24 protein-coding genes are annotated in these 25,877 nt (G+C 47.9%); 17 read left to right on the top strand and 7 right to left on the bottom strand.

The window, feature by feature from the left end; translation table 11 throughout:
- Positions 1–58: 58 nt before the first annotated feature.
- Entirely contained in the window at positions 59–2,092 is a 2,034-nt protein-coding gene (ligA, locus tag BUB81_RS08465) for an NAD-dependent DNA ligase LigA (RefSeq protein WP_073321390.1), read from the top strand.
- 72 nt (positions 2,093–2,164) lie between these two features.
- Here the strand turns inward: ligA and BUB81_RS08460 are convergent, their stop codons facing one another.
- Positions 2,165–3,073: a hypothetical protein gene (locus tag BUB81_RS08460; protein WP_073321388.1), complete on the bottom strand. Its 909-nt coding sequence runs from the start codon at positions 3,071–3,073 to the stop codon at positions 2,165–2,167.
- 304 nt (positions 3,074–3,377) lie between these two features.
- Positions 3,378–3,905 carry a DUF2062 domain-containing protein gene (locus BUB81_RS08455; protein WP_073321385.1) on the bottom strand — a complete coding sequence of 176 codons (528 nt, stop codon included), beginning with the start codon at positions 3,903–3,905 and terminating at the stop codon, positions 3,378–3,380.
- A gap of 109 nt (positions 3,906–4,014) precedes the next feature.
- Here BUB81_RS08455 and BUB81_RS08450 point away from each other — a divergent pair, with 109 nt between their 5' ends.
- The 6 genes from BUB81_RS08450 (at position 4,015) to BUB81_RS08425 (ending at position 10,749) form a co-directional block, all read left to right on the top strand.
- On the top strand, positions 4,015–6,279 hold the full coding sequence (locus BUB81_RS08450) for a DNA internalization-related competence protein ComEC/Rec2 (protein WP_084526367.1): 2,265 nt from the start codon (positions 4,015–4,017) through the stop codon (positions 6,277–6,279).
- A 62-nt stretch (positions 6,280–6,341) separates the two neighbouring features.
- Positions 6,342–8,084, top strand: coding sequence for a lipid A export permease/ATP-binding protein MsbA (gene msbA, locus BUB81_RS08445; RefSeq protein WP_073321379.1), 1,743 nt, complete (start codon positions 6,342–6,344; stop codon positions 8,082–8,084).
- Positions 8,085–8,087: 3 nt separating this feature from the next.
- Positions 8,088–9,101, top strand: a complete 1,014-nt coding sequence (gene lpxK, locus BUB81_RS08440) for a tetraacyldisaccharide 4'-kinase (RefSeq protein WP_073321377.1) — start codon at positions 8,088–8,090, stop codon at positions 9,099–9,101.
- A 9-nt stretch (positions 9,102–9,110) separates the two neighbouring features.
- Positions 9,111–9,317: a Trm112 family protein gene (locus BUB81_RS08435; protein ID WP_073321374.1), complete on the top strand. Its 207-nt coding sequence runs from the start codon at positions 9,111–9,113 to the stop codon at positions 9,315–9,317.
- 3 nt (positions 9,318–9,320) lie between these two features.
- On the top strand, positions 9,321–10,076 hold the full coding sequence (gene kdsB / locus BUB81_RS08430) for a 3-deoxy-manno-octulosonate cytidylyltransferase (protein WP_073321371.1): 756 nt from the start codon (positions 9,321–9,323) through the stop codon (positions 10,074–10,076).
- A gap of 13 nt (positions 10,077–10,089) precedes the next feature.
- Entirely contained in the window at positions 10,090–10,749 is a 660-nt protein-coding gene (locus tag BUB81_RS08425; protein ID WP_073321367.1) for an SDR family oxidoreductase, read from the top strand.
- A 60-nt stretch (positions 10,750–10,809) separates the two neighbouring features.
- Here the strand turns inward: BUB81_RS08425 and rimO are convergent, their stop codons facing one another.
- Positions 10,810–12,258: a 30S ribosomal protein S12 methylthiotransferase RimO gene (rimO, locus tag BUB81_RS08420; RefSeq protein WP_073321364.1), complete on the bottom strand. Its 1,449-nt coding sequence runs from the start codon at positions 12,256–12,258 to the stop codon at positions 10,810–10,812.
- 88 nt (positions 12,259–12,346) lie between these two features.
- Between rimO and BUB81_RS08415 the strand changes: the two genes are divergently transcribed.
- Positions 12,347–12,784, top strand: a complete 438-nt coding sequence (locus BUB81_RS08415; RefSeq protein ID WP_084526365.1) for a GNAT family N-acetyltransferase — start codon at positions 12,347–12,349, stop codon at positions 12,782–12,784.
- Between the two features lie 4 nt (positions 12,785–12,788).
- Positions 12,789–13,286, top strand: coding sequence for a DUF2919 family protein (locus tag BUB81_RS08410; protein WP_073321361.1), 498 nt, complete (start codon positions 12,789–12,791; stop codon positions 13,284–13,286).
- A gap of 30 nt (positions 13,287–13,316) precedes the next feature.
- Here the strand turns inward: BUB81_RS08410 and BUB81_RS08405 are convergent, their stop codons facing one another.
- Both BUB81_RS08405 and tcdA read right to left on the bottom strand, forming a co-directional pair.
- Entirely contained in the window at positions 13,317–13,724 is a 408-nt protein-coding gene (locus BUB81_RS08405; RefSeq protein WP_073321357.1) for a hypothetical protein, read from the bottom strand.
- A gap of 81 nt (positions 13,725–13,805) precedes the next feature.
- Positions 13,806–14,579, bottom strand: coding sequence for a tRNA cyclic N6-threonylcarbamoyladenosine(37) synthase TcdA (tcdA, locus tag BUB81_RS08400; RefSeq protein ID WP_073321354.1), 774 nt, complete (start codon positions 14,577–14,579; stop codon positions 13,806–13,808).
- Between the two features lie 82 nt (positions 14,580–14,661).
- Here tcdA and lhgO point away from each other — a divergent pair, with 82 nt between their 5' ends.
- From lhgO to BUB81_RS08375, 5 genes are all read left to right on the top strand, one after another.
- Positions 14,662–15,864 (top strand): L-2-hydroxyglutarate oxidase, encoded by a 1,203-nt coding sequence (lhgO, locus tag BUB81_RS08395; protein WP_073321351.1) that lies wholly within the window; start codon positions 14,662–14,664, stop codon positions 15,862–15,864.
- A gap of 88 nt (positions 15,865–15,952) precedes the next feature.
- Positions 15,953–16,885, top strand: a complete 933-nt coding sequence (locus BUB81_RS08390; RefSeq protein WP_073321348.1) for a glutathione S-transferase family protein — start codon at positions 15,953–15,955, stop codon at positions 16,883–16,885.
- A gap of 4 nt (positions 16,886–16,889) precedes the next feature.
- Positions 16,890–17,732 carry a pirin family protein gene (locus BUB81_RS08385; RefSeq protein ID WP_073321345.1) on the top strand — a complete coding sequence of 281 codons (843 nt, stop codon included), beginning with the start codon at positions 16,890–16,892 and terminating at the stop codon, positions 17,730–17,732.
- A gap of 260 nt (positions 17,733–17,992) precedes the next feature.
- On the top strand, positions 17,993–19,405 hold the full coding sequence (locus tag BUB81_RS08380) for a mannose-1-phosphate guanylyltransferase/mannose-6-phosphate isomerase (RefSeq protein WP_073322754.1): 1,413 nt from the start codon (positions 17,993–17,995) through the stop codon (positions 19,403–19,405).
- 16 nt (positions 19,406–19,421) lie between these two features.
- Positions 19,422–20,882: a phosphohexomutase domain-containing protein gene (locus tag BUB81_RS08375; protein WP_073321342.1), complete on the top strand. Its 1,461-nt coding sequence runs from the start codon at positions 19,422–19,424 to the stop codon at positions 20,880–20,882.
- A gap of 71 nt (positions 20,883–20,953) precedes the next feature.
- Here BUB81_RS08375 and BUB81_RS08370 read toward each other — a convergent pair whose 3' ends face one another.
- The gene (locus BUB81_RS08370; protein ID WP_073321339.1) at positions 20,954–21,373 is read right to left on the bottom strand and encodes a DUF3429 domain-containing protein; all 420 of its coding nucleotides are present in this window, start codon (positions 21,371–21,373) and stop codon (positions 20,954–20,956) included.
- 299 nt (positions 21,374–21,672) lie between these two features.
- The gene (locus tag BUB81_RS08365) at positions 21,673–22,953 is read right to left on the bottom strand and encodes a citrate synthase (RefSeq protein WP_073321336.1); all 1,281 of its coding nucleotides are present in this window, start codon (positions 22,951–22,953) and stop codon (positions 21,673–21,675) included.
- Between the two features lie 430 nt (positions 22,954–23,383).
- Between BUB81_RS08365 and sdhC the strand changes: the two genes are divergently transcribed.
- Genes sdhC through sdhA form a run of 3 tightly spaced genes read left to right on the top strand, consistent with a single transcriptional unit; the run spans position 23,384 to position 25,873 of the window.
- Positions 23,384–23,758 carry a succinate dehydrogenase, cytochrome b556 subunit gene (sdhC, locus tag BUB81_RS08360; protein WP_073321333.1) on the top strand — a complete coding sequence of 125 codons (375 nt, stop codon included), beginning with the start codon at positions 23,384–23,386 and terminating at the stop codon, positions 23,756–23,758.
- Entirely contained in the window at positions 23,752–24,099 is a 348-nt protein-coding gene (sdhD, locus tag BUB81_RS08355) for a succinate dehydrogenase, hydrophobic membrane anchor protein (protein WP_073321330.1), read from the top strand. The genes sdhC and sdhD overlap by 7 nt, the downstream gene beginning before the upstream one ends.
- 1 nt (position 24,100) lies before the next feature.
- Positions 24,101–25,873, top strand: coding sequence for a succinate dehydrogenase flavoprotein subunit (sdhA, locus tag BUB81_RS08350; RefSeq protein ID WP_073321327.1), 1,773 nt, complete (start codon positions 24,101–24,103; stop codon positions 25,871–25,873).
- Positions 25,874–25,877: the final 4 nt, after the last annotated feature.

Genomic DNA, 25,877 nt, shown 5'->3' with positions numbered 1-25,877 from the left:
TAGCCAGCCCTGCTAACTTTCTTGTGCGCGCAGTCAGCGTGCTTAGTGAGACCGCTTCATGAATACACAATCCATCAGCGCGCAAATGGAAGCGTTGCGCGATACCATCAATGAATATAACTACCAGTACTATGTACTGGACAATCCTACTGTGCCAGACAGCGAGTACGATCGTGTTTTTCAGAAATTAAAAGCCCTTGAGGCTGAAAATCCAGCATTGATAACGCCCGATTCACCCACGCAAAAAGTAGGTGGTCAGCCGCTTGGGGCATTTGAACAAGTGACCCATGAAGTGCCGATGTTGTCACTGGATAATGCGTTCAGTGAAGAGGAGTTAACCGCCTTCGAAAAGCGTGTGAAAGACCGCTTAAAAGACGACTCAGCATTGCCGTTCAGTTGCGAGCCGAAATTAGATGGTTTGGCTGTGTCTATTTTGTATGAACAAGGTCAACTGGTAAGAGCCGCAACGCGTGGTGATGGCCAGGTAGGTGAGAATATCACCGCAAATGTTCGTACCATTGGTAATGTGCCGCTGAAGCTCAGGGGGCAGGATATTCCCGAGCGCATTGAAGTGCGTGGCGAAGTGTTCATGCCCAAAGCAGGCTTCGAAAAATTGAACAATGCACAGCGAGAAGCTGGTTTAAAGGTTTTTGCGAATCCTCGCAATGCCGCCGCGGGCAGCCTGCGTCAGTTGGACTCACGCATAACTGCTAAACGTCCGCTCATGTTTTATGCATATTCACTTGGCGTTGTTTCGCCCGACACGTTTGAATTACCAGATTCGCACCATGCCCGCCTTCGTCAACTGGCGGAGTGGGGACTTCCCATGTGTCCCGAAATCGATACCGCGACAGGTGCAAAGGGCTGCCAGGCCTATTACGAGCATATCTTACAACAGCGCGATTCCTTGCCATACGATATTGATGGCGTGGTGTTTAAGGTCGATACCATTGCACTGCAGGAGGAACTGGGTTTCGTAGCAAGAGCGCCGCGTTGGGCAATTGCACAGAAATTTCCTGCTCAGGAAGAAATGACCCGGCTACTGGATGTTGAATTTCAGGTTGGCCGCACAGGGGCAATTACACCGGTAGCCAGGCTAGAGCCCGTGTTTGTTGGCGGGGTTACGGTGTCGAACGCCACCTTGCACAACCAGGACGAGATTGATCGCCTGGGCGTAAAAGTAGGCGATACCGTGGTAATTCGCCGTGCTGGTGACGTGATTCCTCAGGTAGTTTCGGTGGTTGCCGCAAAGCGCCCTGAAGACGCCAGAGACATCGTCTTTCCGCTTGTCTGTCCGGTTTGTGATTCACACGTAGAAAAGCTGGAAGACGAAGCGGTTGCGCGCTGTACTGGTGGACTGATCTGTGGTGCGCAAAGAAAACAGGCGCTGAAACACTTTGCATCGCGCAAAGCAATGGATATCGATGGCCTGGGAGATAAGTTGATTGAACAACTGGTGGATGCCGATTTACTGAAAACACCGGTTGATATTTTCCATCTTACCTTGCCCGAACTTGTGCAACTAGAGCGTATGGGTGAGAAGTCAGCAGTAAACCTGCTCAACGCTATCGAGGCATCCAAGCAGACAACGCTGGCGAAATTTTTATATTCTCTGGGGATACGGGAAGTCGGCGAGGCCACAGCTCAAAACCTGGCCATGCATTTCACCAATCTCGATGCTATTCAGGCAGCAGATATTGAAGCATTGCAGTCAGTGCCTGATGTAGGCATTATCGTTGCCCAACACATTGCTAATTTCTTTGCAGAAGAACATAACCTGGATGTCTTGAAAGGGTTAATTGAAGCGGGTATTCAGTGGCCTGCCATAGAAGCGCCAAACGTTGACGAACAGGTATTGCAGGGTAAAACTGCAGTGGTAACAGGCACGCTCAGCGAGATGTCTCGTAGCGACGTTAAAGCGTTGCTTCAGCAAGCAGGCGCAAAAGTGGCAGGCAGTGTGTCGGCCAAAACAGATTTTCTGGTCGCCGGCGAAAAAGCGGGTTCTAAGTTAACCAAAGCGCAGGAGCTGGGTGTTGAGGTTTGGGACGAAGCAAAGCTAATGGCGTTCTTACGCGAACACAACCTGGTTTGAATAAAAGTGACAGTAGGTGCCGGTTAGGGCTGACACCTACTGTCGACGCGAGGGCCTGACAATGCGAATGCTTTACCGGCGAGCTCTCATTACGCTGATTGCGGTGGCCATGAGCAACATACCTAAAGCGGCCGGTGCGTTAACCGGTGCGGTGGGCATGCCGGTCATTTCCGCATAGCTGTGACCAATGATCAGCTCGCCATTGATCAGTCCATCTATGCCAGCATCAAGTAAACTAACGCCTTCAAAAGCAAATCGAAGTGCGTTTACTTCCATGCTACAAAAACCAGACATTGAGCATGTGCTGTTTTGTTCGTTTAAGATCAGGTCTAAACCTGCGATACCATTAAAATCAATGAGCTGAAAGTTTGGCGTCGAACCTGCCAGCACGTCAGCCGTAATGCCTTCAGAGAGCAGGTCTACCTGACTGCCCAAAAAGAAGATGCTCAAGTCTTCTATGATTGAACTACCCACCGCTGAAAATGATCCCCAATCTCCGGACACTTCAGCGTAACTGTTTAACGTTGTACTGTTGACCGACAGCAAGGCGCTCAGATCCAGCGGAACCGTGGTATCAAACACGTTACTACCTAAACCGTTCACTTCACTGTACCCAGTGGTCATTCTTGACCCGTTTCCACCATCGACATCTGAGGTGATCTGGCCGTTAAATACCCCTGTCGAAGCAAATACGTCGGCGTCCTGAAGCCCTGCAAACGTGGCACCTACACTGGCATCAACGGATATTGCCGTATTCGACATATCGTAAGCGCCGGGTGCAGTTTGTTGTAACATCGACGGCAGCGTTAAACTCGCCTGAGCGGCAGCCACATTATTGACCTCTACGCTTAAATCCACACCCAGTGCGTAAGCATTGCTTTCACTTGCAATCACCGTAGCTTGCGCACCCGTGGCAATCATTGAGAAACCCAATACCAAGCCGCAATAACCTGCGCTCTTTTTCATTAATCTGTTCATCATACCTTCTCCACAGCAACGTAAATAAATGTACGTAATGCAATCCAATGTGAGGTTGGCGACTATGCCTGAACAACTCCCCAAACTGGTACTATCGTCATGTAAATGACATGTAAAATTCTAGGTGATTATGTGAACAATGGTTATGAGGGTTTACCCCTAATTGATGGCGTAGAAGTGATCCATCTTGCATCTTTTATAACTTATTTTTTAACTAAATAAATCACGACATAGACAGGTATGAGTAATTCCGATTAGACACTAGTGGTTATCGGTACTCACTGTTACAGAAAAAGGATTGGAGGTGTTAAGCGGCAGTTTGCCCACGCTTTTGCTTTCGCGCTTGCCAGGCCTTTCGAACAGAAAAGCGCCATAGCCAGTTCAGACTGTAGTAACCGGCAATGCCAAACACAATGGAGCAGATCCCGCAGCCTAATAAAAAGGCAGGACCTATTGTGGATAAGGAATTCACCACCCAGTCCCAGGTTGGTTCAAAATGAAAGGCCTGAGAATCGGTCCCCAGTACAGTAGAGCCTACAAGATAAGCACCGTAAAATATGGGCGGCATGGTGAACGGGTTTGTGATCCATACTGTGGCTATGGATAACGGTAAATTAACCCGGCACGGAATGGCGGTTGCGGCGGACAGCCACATCTGAAAGGGCACTGGCCAAAATGCAAAAAATAATCCAATGCCGAAAGCGCCGGCGGCAGACTTGCGGTTTAAATGCCAGAGATTGGGCTCGTGCAGAATAGTGCCGAAAATTTTTAACGCCCGGTTATTTTTAACTGACTGATGATCTGGCAAAAATCGCTTTATGAATTTTTTAGGCATACCTTTCAAACTATTTTGACAACTGAGTCATCGGGTGAACGGACGCATTCTAAGCAGTATTACAACAGGGTTTTGTTGCGCAGTGGTGTCTTCACAATGGTGGACATCCATGCCATCACACCCTTTGCAGGTTGCGTTGATTACCGTTGTTGGAATAGTACTCTTTGTTACGTTACAACGCAAAACCCGACCGTTCGTTTTGTTGACTAATGTCAAGCCAATCCTGACCGGACTCACAATAGGTGGGTGCGTGGGTATTCTCTGGGCTGCGAGTTTAGGCCAAAGATACCTGTACTGGCAACAGCTGGAGGGTGAAATTCAACAAGATGTCACAATTGAGGGACGAATTGCCGGGATTTCAAACAACACACGCAGTAGCAGGCTGATATTGGAACAGGTCAGAATAGGTGGCAAAGCCTGGCCTTCTGAGCTTAAGGCTGTCATATATTACTATGAGCCGGACAAACATTTTATTGTGTCTCAACAGATTTCAGCGAAGGTCAGGCTTAAACCCGCCCGAGCCGTTGCTAATCCTGCCGGTTTTGACACGCAAAAATGGTATGTGAGTCAGCAGATAGTGCGCACCGGTTACGTAATAGGGCAGCAGGTTGCGCTGGTTCGCCCGTCACTCACACTAAGGTCACAACTTCAACAAACCTTATCCGCATTACAGGTAACGGGGGATAAGTGGTTGCAAGCGCTGATGTTTGGCGATCGAAGAGGTTTCACTGATGAAGACTGGACGCTCTTAAAAGCAACGGGTACTGCGCATTTGTTTGCTATCTCCGGCTTACATCTCGCACTTGCCGGCGGTGTAATGTTGATTTGCGTTCAATGCGTGAGTGTGTTGTGTCGTGCCAGTCGTTTCCGATTTACGTCGTTATTGCCTGTGCAATGGGCATGCATGCTGCTAGGCAGCACGGCCTATGCGTACTGTGCTAATTGGCAGGTATCAGTGACTCGCGCGTATGTGGTGTTGTGTGTATGGATTTGCTTGTGGAGCTGGTCAAGGCGGCTTGGGCATAGCAACGTACTCTTGCTGACCGCTACCATTTGCCTTGTGATCCAGCCTGAAGCTGTGTACGGAATGGCGCTCTATTTAAGTTTGGGAGCAGTAGCCATTATCATGCTTATACATTGGCGCTGGCGAAGCTGTTTTCGTGCAGAAGTGCCCTGGTGGCGGAAGCTACTCATCATGCAGGGACTGATGAGTGTTGGCCTGATCCCAATGACGCTTGTTATGTTTCAGAGTGTCAGTTGGGTCGCCCCGGTTTTTAATCTTCTGCTCATTCCTCTCATGAGTCTTGCCATTGTTCCGGCATGTTTAGTTGGGCTTCTTTTGTTACTTTGCTGCGACGCTGATTCGGTGTTGTTACGAACTTATCTGAATCTGGTGGGGTCATGTCTAGACCGTATTCTTCAGTTCATGAAATGGGGAGCCTTACGTATCGAGGATGGTGTCGGTACTGCGCTTTTGAGTGGAAGTCAGTCCGTATTGTTGGCCATTACGGTAGTGATACTCGGCGTTCTAATGCTGCCTTTTATAGGAAAGCACAGACTCATGCTCGTTATTCTGTTTGTTTGCCTCTATCCCAAATTTTTACCAGGTTTTGCTAAAAAACCTGAGTTAATTCATTACTTTGATGTCGGACAAGGTAGCGCGTCCATGGTTACGCGTTACGGTAGGGCGGTGATTATTGATACCGGAGCCAGTTTTAGTGACACGGGCAGTTACGCAGAGTCGGTTTTACTGCCGTTTATTCAACAGCATGGTTTGACCGTAGACTTGTTAATTATAAGTCATGGCGATAACGACCATGCCGGCGGGCTCGAAGTCCTCAAGCGCACTTTCCCTGAACTGACGATGCTATCGCCCGACAACGGATGTGAAAGTGGAATGCAATGGATGTGGCAGGGGTTGCAGTTTGAAACCTTCTGGCCATTGGCTAATAGTGATATTACCGATTCAGATAACAATCGCTCTTGTGTTGTGAAAGTGTCAGGTCAATATCACTCTGCGCTTTTTCCCGGAGACATAGAGGCGAGTGCTGAACAGACATTGATTACCCAACTGAACCGACAAACCGAGCTAGGCTTACTCAATGCAGATGTGTTGTTGGCACCTCATCACGGCAGCGCAACGTCGTCCACGGAAGCCTTTATTAATGCAGTATCTCCCAGATATGCGATTTTCTCGCAAGGCTGGTTAAACCGTTGGGGCTTTCCCAATCCACAGGTTGTGGATCGCTACCAACGGCGCAATGTCACGACAATTAACACGAGTAAAACCGGGTATCTTCGCGTTGATATGGGTAAGTCACTGACAATTCAACAATACCGGCAAATTGGACCCTGGTACCATCATGCATTTTGAAATTAGTGAATTGCCCATATAACAGGTACAATACGCGCGATTCATTTAGATATTAGTGTGATATGCATTCAAACAGCCCTCAAGACTTGCCGGTAAAACGCTTTTTTTCTTATTTACGCGAATACAAGTTGGCGTTCGTCGCCGCTTTCATTGGCATGGTAGGTTATTCTGGCCTCGATACTTTCGTCATATCCCAAGTGCAACCTGTTATCGATCAGGCCTTAAATAAGCAGGATTACGATTATTTGCGGATGGCGGCTTATCTCGTTGTTCCGGTTTTTATATTACGCGGCATATTTAATTTCCTTGGAAGTTATGCGCTTAGCTGGATTGGTGCACAAGTTGTCATGAAAATGCGCCAGCAGTTGTTTGCCAAGTACATCAATCTGCCGGTCAGCTTTCACGACCAGCAGGCCAAGGGCAACCTGATCTCCAAAGTGATTTACGACACCGATCAAATTGCCAGAGCATCCAGTAAGTCACTGGCCATTCTGGTGCGGGAAGGGGCGTTGGTGATAGGTATTCTGATTTGGATGTTTTACCTGTCGTGGCAGCTTTCGTTGGTCTTTCTGTTCGTTGGGCCGGTTGTCGCGGTTATTGTTAGCTACGTCACAAAACGTTTCAGAAAAGTCAGCCGCAATATTCAGCAGTCCATGGGCAGCCTCACCAGTGCAGTAGAACAAGTGGTAAAAGGCCACAAAGTGGTGCTGATGTTTGGAGGTCAGGACAAAGAACAGCAGCGTTTCGCGCAAAAGAATAACAGTAATCGCCAGCAAAATATGAAACTGGCCGTGACGCAAACACTGAGCGTATCTACCATTCAGGTCATCGCGTCGATTGCTCTGGCCGTGGTGTTATACATAGCCAGTACGCCTGGATTATTAACCGATTTGACAGCCGGTACCTTTGTCACCATTGTGTTTTACATGGTGATGTTACTCAAACCGCTTAAACAGCTCACAACCGTAAACAGTGAATTTCAGAAAGGCATGGCGGCATGTCAAAGCATCTTTGCCATTCTCGACGAACAGGCGGAAACCGACACAGGCCAACAGGATGCAAAGCGCCTCGCTGGCGACATTCGCTTTAACGATGTGACCTTTACGTATCCGGGGAAATCGCAACCTGCGATCAATCAGATCAGCATGCATGTTCCAGCTGGCAGCAGTGTCGCGCTGGTGGGACGCTCAGGCAGTGGTAAGTCGACATTGTCGTCATTGATCACGCGGTTTTATTTACCTCAACAGGGCGATATTCAGGTTGATAACACCAATATTAACGCCTTTACGCTGGCCTCGCTGCGCAAAAATATTGCACTGGTGTCTCAGCAGGTAACCTTGTTTAACGACACCATTGCTAACAATATTGCCTATGGCGTAAGTGACAGCGTGAGTCGAAAAGACATCGAGCACGCGGCACGACTGGCGCATGTCATGGAATTTGCTGACGAGTTGGAACAGGGCCTGGATACCATGGTGGGTGAAGACGGCGCGAGTTTATCAGGCGGACAACGCCAGCGCGTTGCAATTGCCCGGGCACTGTTACTCGATGCGCCTATTTTGATTTTAGATGAAGCCACGTCAGCGTTGGATACCGAATCAGAGCGAATGATTCAGGATGCGCTGGAACGTCTGCAACAAAACCGTACCAGTATTATCATTGCTCACCGGTTATCGACCATTGAAAACGCTGACCAAATTCTGGTCATCGATCAGGGTAAAGTCGTCGAAAGCGGTAAACATCAGCAGCTACTCGAAGCCAATGGTGCCTATGCCCAACTCCATGCGTTGCAATTCGGAGAATAACGGGTGAACTGGGTAACCCGCATGTGGTATCAGGGAGCCTGGTATCAATGGTTGTTTTTGCCATTCAGTTTGCTGTTTGCTGCGCTGTCGGGTCTTCGCCGCTGGCTGTATAAAACCGGTTTTTCTAAGCAAACGGCAGTGTCTGCGCCGGTGATAGTGGTAGGGAATATCAGTGTGGGCGGCAATGGTAAAACGCCGGTGGTCGTTGCACTTTGTGATGCGCTTAAACAGGCAGGTTTTAACGTTGGTGTCGTCAGTCGGGGGTACGGTAGTACAACTACACAATTTCCGTTTGATGTCACACCTGATTTAACACCAGATAAGACGGGTGATGAACCGCTGTTAATTGCCCGGCGCTGTCAGGTACCCGTGGTGATTGATCCGAAACGTCCGCGCGGCGCTCAGCATTTGATTACTCAACACCACTGTGATGTGATTATCAGCGATGATGGTTTGCAGCATTACGCATTAGGACGCGATATAGAGTTAGTCGTGGTAGATGGCCGGTTATTCGGCAATGGCCAATTGTTGCCTATGGGCCCGCTTCGTGAGGGCATGTGGCGACTGGAAACGGTAGACACGATTATCTTTAATCAGGGAACCGCGGATAGTCCGGTTCCGAAAAATCTGCAACCTTATAATCCAATTGAAATGCGGTTTGTACCAGGAGAATTGCATAACGTGGTAAACCCACAAATGCGTCTGGCTGTCAGTGATTTAGCCAACCAGAGCAAGCCGATTACGGCACTCGCCGGCATCGGAGACCCACAGCGTTTCTTTAAGCAGTTGCAACAACTCGGGTTAACGGTAGATCACACGGTAGCATTGCCTGATCATCACGCCATCAGCGAAGATGATATACCGGCGCAAGCCGTAGTTATGACCGAAAAAGACGCAGTAAAAGCCGCTAAATTTGCGCATGATGATTGCTGGTATCAGCCTATTTCAGCGCAATTTTCGGCGCAATTTTTAGACAATATTATTGAACAACTTCGCCGTATTCAGCGGCAATATTAAGGATGTATTATGGCATTCGATAGAAAGCTTCTCGATGTAATCGCTTGTCCGGTGTGCAAAGGTAAATTGTTATTTGCACAACACAATGATGCAGATGCGCTTGTGTGTCGGTTTGACCGTCTGGTGTATCCGCTAAAAGACAGTATTCCTGTGTTGTTGGAAGAGCAGGCAAGCAGTATCACGTTGGAGCAACTTGAGGCGCTTAAAAAGGGGTAATTCATGGCATTTACGGTAGTGATCCCGGCCCGGTATCAGTCATCGCGTTTTCCTGGCAAGCCTTTGGTTGATATCAAGGGTAAACCAATGATTCAGCATGTGGTTGAGCGTGCGCAGGAAGCGGGTGCAAGTGCGGTCATTGTGGCGACCGATGACAATCGTATTGCATCTGTTGCCGGAGAGTTTGCTGAGGTGGTTATGACTGATACGGCGCACACGTCCGGCACTGAACGTATTGCTGAAGTTGTGCGCACGAAAGGCATCGCTGACGAAGAAATCGTCGTTAATGTGCAAGGGGATGAGCCTTTTGTGCCGGCTGATAATATTAAACAGGTAGCTGAAAACCTGGCGGCTAGCGAAAGCTGGCAAATGTCGACGCTGTGTACAGAGTTACATTCACCCGCTGACGTGTTAAATCCTAACGTGGTAAAAGTCGTGGCTTCAGCAAGCGGGCGTGCCATGTATTTCAGTCGTTCAGCCATTCCGTTTGCCCGGGATACTATGATGGCTGAGCCGGTGTCGGTAGACCCGACGCTTTACCGCAGGCACATAGGCTTGTATGCCTACCGGGCGCAATACATCAAGCAATATGTGAGTTATCAGCCGTCTGCCCTTGAGCATATTGAGTCATTGGAGCAACTACGGGCATTGTGGTATGACGATGCTATTCACGTGGCATTAGCTAAATGTCCGCCACCAGTGGGTATCGATACGCCGGAAGATTTAGCGACGCTGCTTACATCACTCAACGCAACGTAATCAGGAGATAACTATGAATGTCGTGATCACAGGTGCGAACCGTGGTATTGGATTGGCCATGACGCAACAATTTGTCGCAGCCGGCCATCGTGTTTATGGCTTGTGCCGTAATGTGTCTGACGCGCTGGCTGATAGCGGAGCAACAGTCATCGATGGCGTCGATGTGGGTAATCCAGACACCTTGCCCGGTAGTTTATCGGCGCTGAAGGACGTCAGTATTGATTTGCTAATCAATAACGCAGGGGTGTTAGCGAACGAGCGTATAGACGAGTGGCAGCCCAATACCATCGACTATCAGTTCAGAGTGAACGCAATGGGACCATTATTGGTAACGCAGTGCTTGCTTGAAAACCTGCAGGCTGGCGCAAAGGTCGCGCTCATTACCAGTCGAATGGGCTCGATGGCAGACAATGGTTCCGGCGGTTATTACGGTTATCGTATGAGTAAGGCTGCGCTGAATGCGGCTGGTGTATCAATGGCAAGGGATTTGGCGCCACGTGGTGTCGCGGTGGGTTTATTTCACCCCGGCTTCGTGCAAACCGATATGGTTGGTGGGCAGGGAGACGTCGATGCGGCAACTGCGGCATCACGCCTAATCGCCCGAATCGAAGCGCTGTCTGTCGAGACGGCGGGTAAATTCATACATGCCAATGGTGATGAGTTGCCCTGGTAAATCAAAAAACCGCCAGGCAAGATGCACTGGCGGTTTTTAAGATCCTGGAGCAGATAACGCTTATTCTGTGTCGCTTTCTTCTGCTGGCTCTTCGTCTTGTTCTTCAGACATCACAGCCCACATATCATGCTCATTGGTGTGAATAACTTCTGCCCAGACCCGTTGGCCAGGTTTCACATCGTAAACCCCATTTAAATGCACGACACCATCGACTTCCGGCGCATCGGCATAGCAGCGTCCTACTGCGCCTTCTGCATCCACAGAGTCAATGACGATTTGGTATTCCTGACCGACGCGGGCCTTAAGACGCGCTGCGCTGATTTCGCTTTGCACCGCCATAAAGCGCTCAAGTCGCTGCTGTTTAACCTTTTCGTCGACCGGATCGGGCAAGTCGTTTGCAACCGCACCTTCAACCGGTGAATAGGCAAAGCATCCCACGCGATCCAATTCTGCTTCTCGAATAAAGTCCAGTAACTCTTCAAATTCAGCTTCAGTTTCGCCCGGAAAGCCCACGATGAACGTTGAACGAATGATAAGTTGCGGGCATTGTTCACGCCATTTTTTGATGCGGTCGAGCGTGCGTTCAGCACTGCCTGGTCGCTTCATTAACTTCAGAATACGTTTGTTCGCATGCTGGAAAGGAATATCCAGATACGGCAGAATTTTCCCTTCGTTCATCAGTGGGATCAGGTCATCAACATGTGGGTAAGGGTAGACATAGTGCAGGCGTACCCACATGCCCATCTCTCCGAGTTTTTGACACAGTTGCAACAGGTGAGTTTTTACCGGCATGCCATCCCAGAAGCCCGTACGGTGCTTAACATCAATACCGTAAGCACTGGTGTCCTGTGAAATAACCAGCAACTCGTTTACCCCGGCATTTTTAAGGCGCTTGGCTTCGTCCAGGATTTCACCAATAGGGCGGCTCACTAAATCGCCTCGCATCGAGGGGATAATACAGAATGTACAGCGGTGATTACAGCCTTCAGAAATTTTTAAATAGGCATAATGACGCGGCGTTAATTTAACGCCGTGGTCCGGAATCAGGTGCTCAAAGGGGTTGTGGCCAGGTTTTGGCAGGTGATCGTGGACCTGATTGACGACTTCTTCGTAGGCGTGCGGGCCGGTGATTGCCAGCACATTCGGGTGCACTTCGCGAATTTCGTCTTCCTTGATACCCAGGCAACCCGTTACGATTACTTTGCCGTTTTCTTTCAATGCTTCACCAATGGTGTCCAGTGATTCCTGAACGGCGGCATCAATGAAACCACAGGTGTTTACAATTACAAGATCTGCATCGTTGTAGGTAGGTACTACATCATAGCCTTCAGTGCGAAGCTGAGTAAGGATGCGTTCTGAATCTACCAGGTTTTTCGGGCAGCCTAATGAAACAAACCCAATGCGCGACTGTGCATTGCCAGTCTGAGTCGATGCGGCGGCTTCTTTGAGCACGGTTTTTGGCGCATCCAGTGTGGTTGTCTGTTTCGGGTCAAATTTTTCAACGGTCATAAAGATTGGCTTTCTGGATATCTTTGGTAAGCTACAAAGCGCGAAGTATAGCAAATTTCTCTGTTAAAAACCTACGAAGGATATCGATTTGTCTTCTGTTCAATGCCGTATTCCGGAGTCGCTTGACGATGTCGTATTGACGGACGTCAGCCGCGTCATGCAGCACTTGCGCCCTCAGTTCACAATTGAAGAATTAAATAGAGCAATTCAACAACAGTGGCAGGCCGGTTACCGACTTGCGATTGCTAGTGTGGACGGTGTTGTCGTAGGAGTTGCCGGGTTTGTTGTCGGACAAAAACTGGCCTGGGGCAAACACATGTACATCGATGATCTGGTGGTGGATGAAGTTTGTCGGGGGCAGGGTATTGGCGACAGGTTACTAACTGCGTGTCAGCAACATGCAGAATCGCTGGGGTGTGAATCATTACATCTGGATTCGGGTACTCAGCGAACCCGGGCACATGGTTTCTATTTCTCCCATGGTATGCCCATTGCCAGTTTTCACTTTTCTAAAGCGATAGGGTAAAGACTTGCGTTTAGCGTTGCCCCTTCATTGTTACGACGAGGCCGGTGTCGTCCTGCCGCCAACCTGGTGGTACGGACTATTGGCATTTGGTGCACGTGATGTCCTGTTGATATTGATGATTAGCGCGTTGCCAGGCGAAGCAGATACGCTTTTCAAGCTTATTTTTGTGCACAGCCACTGGCTGGTTTGGCAAGTTCTGGCTGCGATGCCTTTTGCAATTGCCTTTTTATTGACGAGTTTCCGCAGCGTGTTATGGAAAAAGCAAAGACTAACCTGGCGTAAATGGCTTAAGCCTTTGTGCTGGTTGGGCATTGGCTGTCAGGTAACCGTTATGGGCATGCTGACAGTGAAAATGGGCGGGCAGTTTAATGTGTATTACGGCTCGATTTTCATTGCGCTGTGTGTAATGGCTTACATGTTAGTGAAAAGTCAGTATTTGCAGATCATGATCGAAGACTGGCGGCGGTTACCTGAAGCAGTAACGCCGTCATCCTCGAAGTAAACTGGCCGGGTAACGCCAGGTCTAAAGAAGTTATTGTGTGTTGTTAGCAATCGCCTGATCAAAGTAGGCTTTGACTGAAACCGCACTGTCGTTTACCAGGCGTTCGTAACATATGCCGGCAAACGCGTAGGAATATTCACCTACATCCAACACTACGAAAGGGGCTGATTCATCGGAAGTGTCGTAACGCCACTGGCCACCGACCAAAGCCCGCATGACCTCACCAATGTAAGCGCCATATATATTGCAAAGTGTGAACACAGCTTCGTCTTCAAGGGCCTGGTCGTGATACTGAGCAACAAACGCCAATAACAGGTCGTCTACAAGTGCGATGCTGTCGGCACTGTAATCCAGTTCAATCTGAAAAATTTCATGACTTGTTCCGACGGCATCCTGTGCACTTTCCGTCATAAGTGTTTCTAATTCTTGTTGTTTCATCCGCGGTTTTCCTTTATTTATTTCGTTCCGCTTTTCTATTATTTATTGATTGTGCGTGACAGGCGACGAAATGTCGAGTTTCTATACCCCGGTTAACTTATTTATCAGCCTGGCAGCGGCGATCATACCGAAACTTGCCGTTACTGCGACCGATGCACCAAAGCCAGAGGCGCAGTCTAAACGCGTACTGCCATCTTCCATGGATTTATTGAAACACACGGAACCGTCTGGTTGCGGGTAACGAAGCTGTTCGGTTGAATAAACGCAGTCGATACCGAATTTTCGTTTGGGGTTCTTTGAAAATCCATACTGACGGCGTAACAGGTTTCGGAGTTTTGCGGCAAGGGGGTCCTGAATGGTTTTCGCCAGATCCCCGCAAGTAATCTGTGTCGGATCTACCTGTCCACCCGCACCACCTACCGTAACGACAGGAATTTTATTGCGCTTGCAGTAATAAATAATACTGGCTTTCGCTGTTACGGAGTCCGTGGCTTCAATGACACCGGTAAAATTACCATCCAGGTGGGTCATTACCGTGTCCGGCGTCACAAAGTCTTCTATTACGTGCACTTGACAATCCGGGTTGATATCGCGAATACGGTCAGCCATCACGTCGACCTTTGCTGCTCCGATAGTATTGGTTAATGCGTGGATTTGCCGATTGGTGTTGGTCACGCAAATATCGTCCAGATCGAACAGTGTTATGGCGCCAACACCTGTTCTTGCTAACGCCTCAGCGCTCCAGGAACCAACACCGCCGATGCCAATGACAGCTATTTGTGCATTAGCAATTATTTGCTGGCGATCGTTTCCGTAGAGTCGGGTAATGCCGCCAAATCGCGACTGATAGGTCATACTTTACACCTTCGATAGGGTTGCAGAGAAAATACGGTCAGGTACTATCGGGCCGAGTTTACCATTTTTCAATGATTTGCCTATGTCTGCGTATGATTTTGTGATTATTGGTGCCGGTATCATTGGTGCGGCAGTTGCCAATGAACTCAGCCAAAAGCGCACCGGCGCTAAAATACTTCTGTTAGACAAAGCCAGTCAGGCTGCCAGCCAGCAAACGGGTAGAAACTCAGGCGTTATTCACGCCGGCGTATATTATCCGCCGGGCAGCTATAAAGCGACCTTTTGCCGGCAAGGCCTGGAAGAAACATTGTCACTTTGCAAGCAATACCAGTTGCCCTACGAGCAATGCGGCAAGTTATTGGTCGCTACTGAAGACACTGAACTGCCGGCAATGGAAGCGCTATTTGCACGTTGTGAGCAAAATGCGTTGTCCCCACAAATGCTAACGGCACATCGCATTCGTCAAATGGAGCCCAATATACGCGCTCAAGGTGGATTTCTGGTGCGGCAAACAGGTATTACCGATTACAAGGCGGTGACGAACTGTTTGTTGAAATTGGCACAAGCTCGCGCCTCTGTTGATATAAGATTTAATCACAAGGTGGTGCAACTTGTTGAGCAGAGTGACTCAGTAAACGTCGTTGTATCTTCACCTGCTGGCGAAAAAATCTTCCAGGGCGGCTTTGTGATTAACTGCGCGGGTATTTTCAGCGATACATTGATTCGTAGTCAGGGATTAGCTTGTGATTTTCGCATGTTGCCTTTTCGCGGAGAATATTATCGTCTGACAGAGAAGTACAATCAGGTTGCATCGCATCTTATTTATCCAATCCCTGATCCAGCCATGCCGTTTTTAGGCGTTCACCTTACGAAGATGATTGGTGGCTACACGACGGTTGGGCCAAATGCCATTCTGGCGACAGGTAAAGAGGTATACGAAGGCATTATCTCATCACAATCTCAGTGGCTGGATATTTTTGGAAAGGCGGATATTTGGAAGCTACTTTGGCGTTTTCGAAAATCAGTCATGAGTGAATTAAGATCATCGTTGTCGAAAACCTATTATGCAAAATTAGTGAGTCGCTATTGCCCGGGGATCACGGCCGCAGATTTTCTGCCTTATCGCGCTGGTATTCGCGCTCAGGCGGTTGACCAAAATGGTAACCTGATCCACGACTTTAAATTTATTTCATCTCCCTTGTCACTTCACATTGGCAATGCCCCCTCGCCAGCGGCTACCAGTGCCATTCCCATCGCGAGAGAGATCGTGTCGAGAATATTCTAATCCATCGAACAATTGGTCCCAGTATTACGTTAAGGCTACGAAGGTAGACTATGTTGAAATAAACGAATAATGATTATGGGAGAATATTATGGGATTGTTAGTTGAAGGCCGGTGGCACGATACCTGGTATGACACAAAGGGCAACGAAGGTAAGTTTAAGCGTCAGGCTTCATTGTTTCGAAATGAAGTATCTTCTAACAGTGAATTTACACCGGATAGCGGCCGGTATCACCTTTATGTGTCTTTAGCTTGCCCCTGGGCGCACCGCACACTGATCATGCGTGAATTAAAAGGCCTGGCACCGCACATTTCAGTTTCTGTTGTTAATCCTAAAATGCGTGAACACGGCTGGACTTTTCTGCCGTATCCCGGTGCGACAGGCGATATGCTTTATCAGCACCAATACATGTATCAGTTATACCAGCGGGTCGATAGCAATATTACCTCTCGCGTCACAGTGCCGGTGTTATGGGATACGCATACTCAACAAATAGTGAACAATGAATCAGCGGAGATCATTCGTTATTTTAACAGCGGCTTTAATACAGTGACGGGCAACGAGGATGATTACTATCCAGCAGCGTTGCGCAGCGAGATCGATGCAGTGAACGAATGGGTTTACCACGATATCAATAACGGCGTGTACAAAGCTGGCTTTGCAACAGAGCAAAATGCTTATGAAGAGGCCGTTACTCAGCTTTTTGCTGCCCTGGACAAGGTCGAGTCAAGGCTGTCTAACCACGCTTTTCTTGTTGGTGATACTTTCACGGAAGCGGATATCCGGTTGTTTACCACGCTGATTCGTTTTGATCCCGTTTACCACGGCCACTTTAAGTGTAATTTAAAGCAGATTAAGGACTATCCGGCCACTTACGACTATATGAAAAGGATATTCCGCATGCCGGGAATTGCTGAAACGGTGAACTTTGATCATATTAAAACCCATTATTATTATAGCCATACAATGATTAATCCGACGGGGGTAGTGCCTGTTGGGCCGTCTCTGAGTTTGTGGGAGTAATGCAATGACAAACAGACAGGTAGCACAACGCGTACAAGGCGTCGGCACGCAGGACGGTGCAGGTGTAAGTCTCACCCGAATCATTGGGCAGCCGTTGTTACGCCATCTTGACCCTTTCCTTATGCTGGATTTCTTTGGTTCTGATCAGCCAAATGAATACCTGGCAGGTTTTCCAGCGCACCCTCATCGTGGGTTTCAAACCGTGACTTACATGCTTAAAGGAAAAATGCGACATAAAGACTCTGTCGGCAACGAAGGTCTGATTGAAACGGGCGGCATACAATGGATGAATGCGGGGCGAGGTATTATTCACGAAGAAATGCCTGAACAAACCGACGGGTTGTTGAAGGGCTTCCAACTGTGGGTCAATTTACCCGCTAAAGACAAAATGTCGGCACCAGGTTATCAAGACATTCCGGCCGAACAGGTGCCTTCAGTGGCACTCAATCCACACGCCAGTGCAAAGGTGTTAGCCGGTGAACTGATGAACGTAAACGGGCCGGTTAAAACGGCCAAAGTGTCTCCAATGTTTATCGATGTGCACTGGCAGTCTTGTACTACCTTCGATATTCCTATTCAGCAGGGCCACAATGCTTTTATTTACTGCTATGAAGGCAGGGTCGATGTGGATGGCACAAACATTAATGCAGGTACATTGGCGGTGCTTAGCGACGGTAACCAGGTAACGTTGGACTGCGGCAATGATACTTCGGTTGCAGGTAAAGCCATTGTGGTGGCTGCTCAGCCCATTGGTGAACCGATTGTACAATACGGCCCATTTGTTATGAATTCTGAATCTGAGATTCAGCAGGCGCTGTTCGATTACCAGCGGGGAACACTCGCCTGAATATCCCGTTCTCGAAAGCGCTTTAATAAAGCGCTTTTATCCGCTCGAAAATTACTCACTCAGAGTCAATAGACCCGGCTAAAACACCGCTTTATAAAAAACTTCGCAGAAAGTGGTCTTTTTAGGGGCGCTTTGTGTTGATTGGCTTGGCTCCCTTGATTAACATGGTGTCAGGAATTAAAAAAGGGTTGGCATGTTGGTTTGACTTTTCTACATCAGGCATGCTGCAGACAGCCCTCATCATATCAACAGGAACTCAAATGAAACCAGTCGTTTTAGCCGGTGGATCTGGCAGTCGTTTATGGCCTAAATCCCGAGCAGCACTGCCAAAGCAATTTCTTGCACTCACTTCAGACAAAACCATGCTACAAGACACGTTAGCTCGTCTGGACGGCACTGAAGCTGCGCAACCTATTGTTATTTGTAATGATGCCCATCGGTTCTTGGTGGCCGAACAATTGCGTCAGATGCAAGGCGACCATGGTGGTATCATATTAGAGCCGGTAGGGCGCAATACCGCCCCCGCAATTGCGCTCGCGGCATTACATGCAACCAAATCAAATGAAGACCCGGTTTTATTGATCCTTGCTGCGGATCACCTTATTAAGAACCAGACCGCTTTTCACAAAGCCGTGGCTGAAGCAAATGCGTTGGCATTAGAAGGACACCTGGTTACCTTCGGTATTGTGCCTGACCAACCTCATACTGGTTATGGCTATATCAAGAGTGGCGCTGTTGTTGGTAATGGTCTTAAGGTTGAACAATTCGTTGAGAAACCGGATATGGCGACAGCGGAAAGCTATGTGGCTTCCGGTAATTATTTTTGGAACAGCGGTATGTTTATGTTCAAAGCCAGTGTGTACTTGGCTGAACTGAAGAAGCATGCCCCGGAGATGCTGGCTATTTGTGAAAAAGCCATTGAATCTGAAAGCAAGGATTTGGATTTTATTCGTATCGATCCTGAAATTTTCGCGACCTGCCCGGACGACTCTATTGATTACGCAGTTATGGAAAAGACCGAGCATGCGGCCATGATCCCACTAGACGCAGGATGGTCAGATGTTGGCAGTTGGTCATCGCTGTGGGAAACCGCAGACGAAAAAGACGCCAATGGCAATGTCGTTGTCGGTGATGCAATTCTGGAAGGCGTGAACAACAGCTATATTAACGCAGAAGAGCGATTGATTTCGGTTGTTGGTTTGGATGACGTGGTTGTTGTTGAAACCAAAGATGCTGTAATGGTTGCTCACAAAGACAAGGTTCAGGACATTAAGAATGTCGTAAACAAATTAAAAGCTGAACAGAGACCGGAGTTCCAGTTCCACCGCGAAGTATTCCGTCCATGGGGCAGCTATGACTCCATCGACAATGGCGAACGCTTCCAGGTTAAACGTATCACAGTGAAACCTGGCGAAAAGCTCTCTGTTCAAATGCACCATCATCGCGCCGAACACTGGATTGTGGTGTCTGGCACAGCCAGCGTGACTATTGGTGAAAATACCCAGTTAGTTACCGAGAATGAATCCGTTTACATTCCGATTGGCGAGGTTCACGCACTCGAGAACCCGGGTAAGATTCCATTAGAACTCATTGAAGTGCAGTCTGGTGCCTATTTAGGTGAAGACGATATTGTGCGTTTTTCTGACCGCTATGGTCGTACTGAGTCGAAATAAAAGGGCTGTGCAGTGTATGAGTACACCAATTACTTGTTTTAAAGCTTACGACATTCGCGGTGAGCTCAATAGTCAGTTAAACGAAGAAGTCGCCTATCGCATTGGTTTCGCATTCGCCGAAGAACTGAGTGCCAAGACGGTTGTGGTTGGCGGTGATGTGCGTCTGACATCGCACCCACTCAAGCTGGCATTGAGTGCCGGTTTAATCGATGGTGGTGCAACCGTTACCGACATCGGTATGGCGGGAACCGAAGAAATTTACTTTGCAACCAAGCATCTTGGGGTTGATGGCGGCATTGAAGTGACGGCTAGCCATAACCCGATTAATTACAACGGTATGAAGTTGGTTAAGGCGGGTTCAGTACCCATTAGCGGCGATACCGGCTTAAACGCCATTAAAGAACGCGCTGAACAGTTAGATGACGCGTATGTTGCAGATCGCCTTGAGTTCTACGCCAAGAGCGCAAAAATCGACGCAGATGCGTTTTATGCGGGTAAAGCACACATCGCTACGGATATTCTGGCGGAATCCGGCCAGTATCACCGACATGCCAACATGGATGCTTATGCGTCGCATATTTTGTCTTATGTTGATATCAATAACTTCACGCCATTGAAAATCGTGACTAATGCCGGAAATGGGGCTGCAGGTGCTGCACTGGACGCATTGGAGAAAAGGTTATTGGAAAAAGATGTGCCAATTGAGTTTGTGAAGGTTCATCACAACCCGGATGGTACGTTTCCTAATGGTATTCCTAATCCGTTATTACCAGAAAACCGTGCAGATACGGCAAATGCCGTTATTGAACACGGCGCTGACTTTGGTATTGCGTGGGACGGTGATTTTGACCGCTGCTTCCTGTTCGATGCCGACGGTAATTTTATCGAAGGGTATTACATTGTTGGATTGCTGGCTCAGGCATTTCTGGACAAAGACAGCGATAACAAAATTATTTACGACCCACGTGTATATTGGAATACCGAGGATATCATCGAAAACGCAGGCGGTACGGCGATTAAATGCAAAACCGGTCACGCTTTTATAAAAGAGCGGATGCGGAAGGAAGATGCTATTTACGGCGGCGAAATGAGCGCTCACCATTATTTCCGGGATTTTGCTTACTGTGATTCAGGTATGATCCCTTGGTTGCTTGTTGCTGAACTGCTATGTACTAAGCAAAAGTCACTTGCTTCATTGGTTGAAGAACGTATTGCTGCGTTCCCGTCATCAGGTGAAATCAACAGTAAACTGCAAGATGCCGATGCCGCTTTACAACGCGTGCTGGATAAATATCAACCGTTGGCTGAGGTTATTGACGAAACCGACGGAATCGGTCTTGAGTTCGGTACCTGGCGCTTTAATCTGCGTAAATCAAATACCGAACCCGTTATTCGATTGAATGTTGAATCGAAAGGTGACATACCTTTGATGGAAGCGAAAACAGAAGAACTGCTGGCGTTAATACGTGCTGAGTAGTGCCTGGCTGTAACAGACAAAAAAGCCCCGTGAGCGTAAGCTGACGGGGCTTTTTTTGTACTTGAAGAGGATTAACGTGCAAATATCATTACAGCGTGTGACAACACCACAATGGTTGTCAGCGACATTCTTAGCTTTGTATAGTCAACGACCATAGTTTTGGGCAGTGTCAGCACCTGTTTGTCGTAGAACATCATCAGAACATAGCTGGCACTCAGTACGCCCAGCACCCAATGCGCCCCGGTTTGTGTGAGACACAGCCATCCGATAATAGTGGGCAGCATGGCGATATACATTTGGTGGCCATTTTTGTTGCTGCTTATCGCGTCATACCAATGAATACCACCGAAAAAAGACAACAAAACAGCAGAGTATTGTGTAAATAAAATGTAAATTAAACTTGTGGGATAGGCATCGAATAACAAGGCCATATTCAAAAGTAGAAAGGGTATTAGACCTGCGTAACCTAATAATTTAGCTTGTAGTTTCATGGTGATAACGTTTCGTTTATAACTTATTAATTTTATATATAACGTTTGTTTCTATTGTGTTTAAAAATTAGTATAAGAAACAAACAGAAACAGGCCGTTCACGGTGTTGATTTACCAATATATTAATAGAATGTATCGACAAAAATTATACATTGGCTAACAAAAATTCGATCAGAATCTTTACTTTCACACAAATAGCAAAGTTTACCGGGGGTCAGATTAAAAATAGATACTTCAAACCGGTAAGCGCACAATAAAAAAGGCCCCGCAGGGCCTTTTCTACAGCTCACTTTGCAATATTACTTGCTCAGAGGCGTGTATTTACGTTCTGTGTGACCAGTGTACAATTGACGTGGACGACCGATTTTCTGACCTGGGTCAGACATCATTTCATGCCAGTGAGAAATCCAGCCAACGGTACGAGACAGGGCGAAGATACAGGTAAACATGTTGGTAGGAATACCAATAGCTTTCAGTACGATACCTGAGTAGAAATCAACGTTCGGGAACAGTTTCTTCTCAGCGAAGTACGGGTCTTCAAGGGCGATGCGCTCAAGCTCCATTGCTACGTCAAGTAACGGATCCTGTACATTCAGCTCTTTCAGTACTTCGTGGCAGCTCTCACGCATTACGGTCGCGCGTGGGTCGTAGTTCTTATAAACACGGTGACCGAAGCCCATCAGACGGAACGGGTCGTTCTTGTCTTTCGCACGAGCAATAAACTCAGGGATGCGATCTACAGTGCCGATTTCTTCCAGCATTTGTAGACATGCTTCGTTTGCTCCACCGTGCGCAGGGCCCCAAAGTGACGCAACGCCAGCAGCGATACATGCGTAAGGGTTAGCACCAGAAGAACCCGCTAAACGTACTGTAGACGTTGACGCGTTTTGTTCGTGGTCGGCGTGCAGCGTGAAGATGCGATCCATAGCGCGCTCAACAGCCGGGCTGATCACGTAATCTTCTGCAGGTACGGAGAACATCATGTTCAGGAAGTTAGCTGCATAGCTCAGATCATTGCGTGGATAAACAAATGGTTGGCCAATGTTGTACTTGTAACACATGGCAACCAGTGTAGGCATCTTAGCAATCAAACGATGTGCGCAACGAACGCGTTGTTCGGGGTTAGAAACATCAAGGTCACTGTGATAGAACGAAGACATTGCGCCCACGGTACCATTCAACATCGCCATAGGGTGAGCGTCGTTGCGGAAGCCGTGGAAGAACATATTAATTTGTTCGTGCACCATGGTGTGGCGCTTAATAGTGTTCTCAAATTCGTCGTATTGTGCCTTGTCCGGTGCATCGCCGTGCAGCAACATGTGGCACACTTCAAGATAACTTGCATCACGCGCCAGCTCTTCGATAGGGAAACCACGGTGCAGTAATACACCTTTTTCGCCGTCAATAAACGTAATGGAAGACTCGCAAGATCCAGTCGCCAGGAAACCGGGGTCGTAGGTGAAATAGCCGTGTTTGCCAAGGGCGCGAATGTCGATAACATCCTGTCCGGCTGTTCCGGACAAAATAGGAAGTTCTATTTCCTTGTCGCCCGCTTTCAGAATGGCTTTTTGATCTGCCATAGTTGCTCTCCTCAGAATTTTCTTTATCAGGATGATACTCAACGTTGAGCTATCCGGTGGGAAAAGTGGCGTATTTTTACTTTATTATGCGGTATTAAGTCAATTTTATTGCTTATATTGCACATAAATATTCTAGATTGTCTGAGATTATAATGCGGAAGTCTAGCGAAAGATCAGAATCTGGCTTACCTCTCTACGACCTAAGACTAATGTCCTAATACCACACAAAAAATTGTAATTATACTAGGTCGTGGATATACTCTGCCTACTTGAATTTACCCGAATAATTATTCTGTAAATCAGGTAATAAAACATTCACAAAATGTTAACAACTCACTGGATGAGACAATTAACAGGTAACAATCAAAATCACTCTGTCAGGACATAAACACGAGAGTGATTGTCCCTACGGATAAAACAGGCAAAAATTGTGAAAAAGCAAAGACCAGTAAATTTAGATCTTCAAACCATTAAATTTCCTCCCTCTGCTATTTCGTCAATTCTTCATCGTGTAACAGGCGTTGCAATGTTTTTTGCATTGCTGTTTGTGATCTGGGCATGGGCCGTTTCGGTATCATCTCCAGAAGGCTTTGCAGACGTGCAGGCTATGATGGACGGATTGATTGGAAAAATCATTGCAATCGGTACAGCTTCAGCACTGACTTACCATATCCTTGGCGGTATCCGTCACGGCATCATGGACATGGGTCATTGGGAAGAGTTGGAATCTGGCAATCTCAGTGCACAAATTGTGATTGGCTTATGGGTTGTTCTGACATTAGTTATAGGGGTTGCACTATGGTAACGAATCAGGCAAGCATTAAACGTAATGGCGTTCAAGACTACGTTTCATTACGCGCCACCGCATTTATAATTGCGCTTTATACCTTTTTTATTGCTGGTTTCTTTATCACTACCGATGAAGTGACTTTCGATGTATGGCATGGCCTGTTCTCAGGTTTGGCTATGAAAGTATTCACACTCGCTGCTTTGGTCTCCGTCATGATCCACGTTCGAATTGGTTTATGGCAGGTATTAACCGACTACGTAAAACCAACCGGACTACGCGCCATCATTCAGTACGTTCTGAATATCATTGCGTTCGTATACGTAGCAGCTGGTTTGTTTGTTTTGTGGGGAGTGTAAGATGAGTTTACCCGTTCATGAATTTGACGCCGTCGTAATTGGCGCCGGCGGCGCAGGTATGCGTGCAGCACTGCAAATTTCGCAGTCTGGCAAATCCTGTGCATTATTATCTAAAGTATTTCCAACCCGTTCTCATACGGTATCAGCGCAGGGCGGTATTACCGTAGCGCTGGGTAACTCGCATGAAGACAACTGGGAATGGCACATGTATGACACTGTTAAAGGGTCAGATTACATTGGTGACCAAGACGCCATTGAGTACATGTGTAAAACAGGCCCGGAAGCCATTATTGAAATGGAAAACATGGGTCTGCCATTCTCGCGTTTTGAAAATGGTAAAATCTACCAGCGTCCTTTTGGTGGCCAGTCGAAGAATTTCGGTGGCGAGCAGGGCGCACGTACAGCGGCGGCAGCTGACCGTACCGGTCACGCGTTACTTCACCTGCTGTATCAGCAAAACGTAAAGAACAAAACTAAAGTATTCAGCGAATGGTACGCACTTGATCTGGTAAAAAACCAGGACGGTGATGTTGTCGGCTGTACTGCAATCGATATCGAAACCGGTGAAGTGGTTTACTTCAAATCGAAAGCCGTTGTATTGGCAACAGGTGGTGCGGGTCGTATTTACGCATCAACGACCAATGCTCACATCAACACCGGTGACGGCGTTGGTATGGCACTGCGTGCCGGCGTTTGTGTGCAGGATATGGAAATGTGGCAATTCCACCCAACTGGCATCGCTGGTGCAGGTACCCTGGTAACCGAAGGTTGTCGTGGTGAGGGTGGTTACCTGTTGAATAAAGACGGTGAGCGTTTCATGGAACGTTATGCACCTAATGCGAAAGACCTTGCTGGTCGTGACGTTGTTGCGCGTTCAATGATGACCGAAATCCGTGAAGGTCGTGGTTGTGAAGGCCCTTGGGGTACACACATCAAGCTGAAGCTTGACCACTTAGGTAAAGAAGTACTTGAGTCACGCCTGCCTGGTATCCTCGAGTTGTCTCGTACCTTTGCTCACGTTGATCCGGTTAAAGAACCTATTCCGGTTATCCCAACCTGTCACTACATGATGGGTGGTATTCCTACTAATGTTGACGGCCAGTGTTTGACGCTGGACGAAAACGGTAACGACAAAGTTGTGAACGGTTTGTTCGCCTGCGGTGAAATCGCTTGTGTATCTGTACACGGTGCTAACCGCCTGGGTGGTAACTCACTGCTTGACCTTGTTGTATTTGGTCGCGCGACAGGTCTGCACCTGGGTGCTAAACTTGACGAAATCGCTCCTTCGCGTGATGCCTCTGAAACTGATCTTGAAGCCGCGATGGCGCGTTTCAATCGTTGGGAAGGAACAGAGAAAGGCAAGGGCGAAGATCCGGTTCAGATCAAGAAAGATCTGCAACAGTGTATGCAGCTTAACTTCTCGGTATTCCGCGAAGGTGAAGCGATGGCTGAAGGTCTGGAGCAGCTTAAAGAGATTCGCGAACGTCTTAAGTCAGCACGTCTTGACGACAAGAGTTCAGACTTCAATACCCAGCGTATCGAGTGTCTGGAACTAGACAACCTGATGGAAACTGCTTACAGCACAGCGGTAGCAGCTAACTTCCGTACTGAGAGCCGTGGTGCGCACAGCCGCTTTGACTACCCGGATCGCGATGATGAGAACTGGTTATGTCACAGCGTATACAACCCGGCAACTGAGGCCATGGTTAAACGTGATGTCAATATGGCGCCTAAGCTTCGTGAAGCCTTCCCGCCGAAAGTACGTTCATACTAAGAGG

This window comes from Marisediminitalea aggregata (assembly GCF_900129565.1).
GTDB lineage: Bacteria > Pseudomonadota > Gammaproteobacteria > Enterobacterales > Alteromonadaceae > Alteromonas > Alteromonas aggregata.
The sequence above is the reverse complement of the archived record's forward strand: the minus strand, read 5'-3'. Positions and strand labels throughout refer to the sequence as shown.

Excerpts from the sequence above, each read along its gene's own strand:
- BUB81_RS08375 (WP_073321342.1), top strand. The coding sequence starts at position 19,422 with ATGAGTACACCAATTACTTGTTTTAAAGCTTACGACATTCGCGGTGAG.
- lhgO (WP_073321351.1), top strand. The coding sequence starts at position 14,662 with ATGTCTGCGTATGATTTTGTGATTATTGGTGCCGGTATCATTGGTGCG.
- msbA (WP_073321379.1), top strand. The coding sequence starts at position 6,342 with ATGCATTCAAACAGCCCTCAAGACTTGCCGGTAAAACGCTTTTTTTCT.
- BUB81_RS08425 (WP_073321367.1), top strand. The coding sequence starts at position 10,090 with ATGAATGTCGTGATCACAGGTGCGAACCGTGGTATTGGATTGGCCATG.
- BUB81_RS08365 (WP_073321336.1), bottom strand. The coding sequence starts at position 22,953 with ATGGCAGATCAAAAAGCCATTCTGAAAGCGGGCGACAAGGAAATAGAA.
- sdhD (WP_073321330.1), top strand. The coding sequence starts at position 23,752 with ATGGTAACGAATCAGGCAAGCATTAAACGTAATGGCGTTCAAGACTAC.
- BUB81_RS08385 (WP_073321345.1), top strand. The coding sequence starts at position 16,890 with ATGACAAACAGACAGGTAGCACAACGCGTACAAGGCGTCGGCACGCAG.
- rimO (WP_073321364.1), bottom strand. The coding sequence starts at position 12,258 with ATGACCGTTGAAAAATTTGACCCGAAACAGACAACCACACTGGATGCG.
- BUB81_RS08390 (WP_073321348.1), top strand. The coding sequence starts at position 15,953 with ATGGGATTGTTAGTTGAAGGCCGGTGGCACGATACCTGGTATGACACA.
- BUB81_RS08370 (WP_073321339.1), bottom strand. The coding sequence starts at position 21,373 with ATGAAACTACAAGCTAAATTATTAGGTTACGCAGGTCTAATACCCTTT.
- BUB81_RS08405 (WP_073321357.1), bottom strand. The coding sequence starts at position 13,724 with ATGAAACAACAAGAATTAGAAACACTTATGACGGAAAGTGCACAGGAT.
- BUB81_RS08450 (WP_084526367.1), top strand. The coding sequence starts at position 4,015 with ATGCCATCACACCCTTTGCAGGTTGCGTTGATTACCGTTGTTGGAATA.
- BUB81_RS08435 (WP_073321374.1), top strand. The coding sequence starts at position 9,111 with ATGGCATTCGATAGAAAGCTTCTCGATGTAATCGCTTGTCCGGTGTGC.
- BUB81_RS08460 (WP_073321388.1), bottom strand. The coding sequence starts at position 3,073 with ATGATGAACAGATTAATGAAAAAGAGCGCAGGTTATTGCGGCTTGGTA.
- tcdA (WP_073321354.1), bottom strand. The coding sequence starts at position 14,579 with ATGACCTATCAGTCGCGATTTGGCGGCATTACCCGACTCTACGGAAAC.
- sdhA (WP_073321327.1), top strand. The coding sequence starts at position 24,101 with ATGAGTTTACCCGTTCATGAATTTGACGCCGTCGTAATTGGCGCCGGC.
- ligA (WP_073321390.1), top strand. The coding sequence starts at position 59 with ATGAATACACAATCCATCAGCGCGCAAATGGAAGCGTTGCGCGATACC.
- kdsB (WP_073321371.1), top strand. The coding sequence starts at position 9,321 with ATGGCATTTACGGTAGTGATCCCGGCCCGGTATCAGTCATCGCGTTTT.
- BUB81_RS08380 (WP_073322754.1), top strand. The coding sequence starts at position 17,993 with ATGAAACCAGTCGTTTTAGCCGGTGGATCTGGCAGTCGTTTATGGCCT.
- BUB81_RS08455 (WP_073321385.1), bottom strand. The coding sequence starts at position 3,905 with ATGCCTAAAAAATTCATAAAGCGATTTTTGCCAGATCATCAGTCAGTT.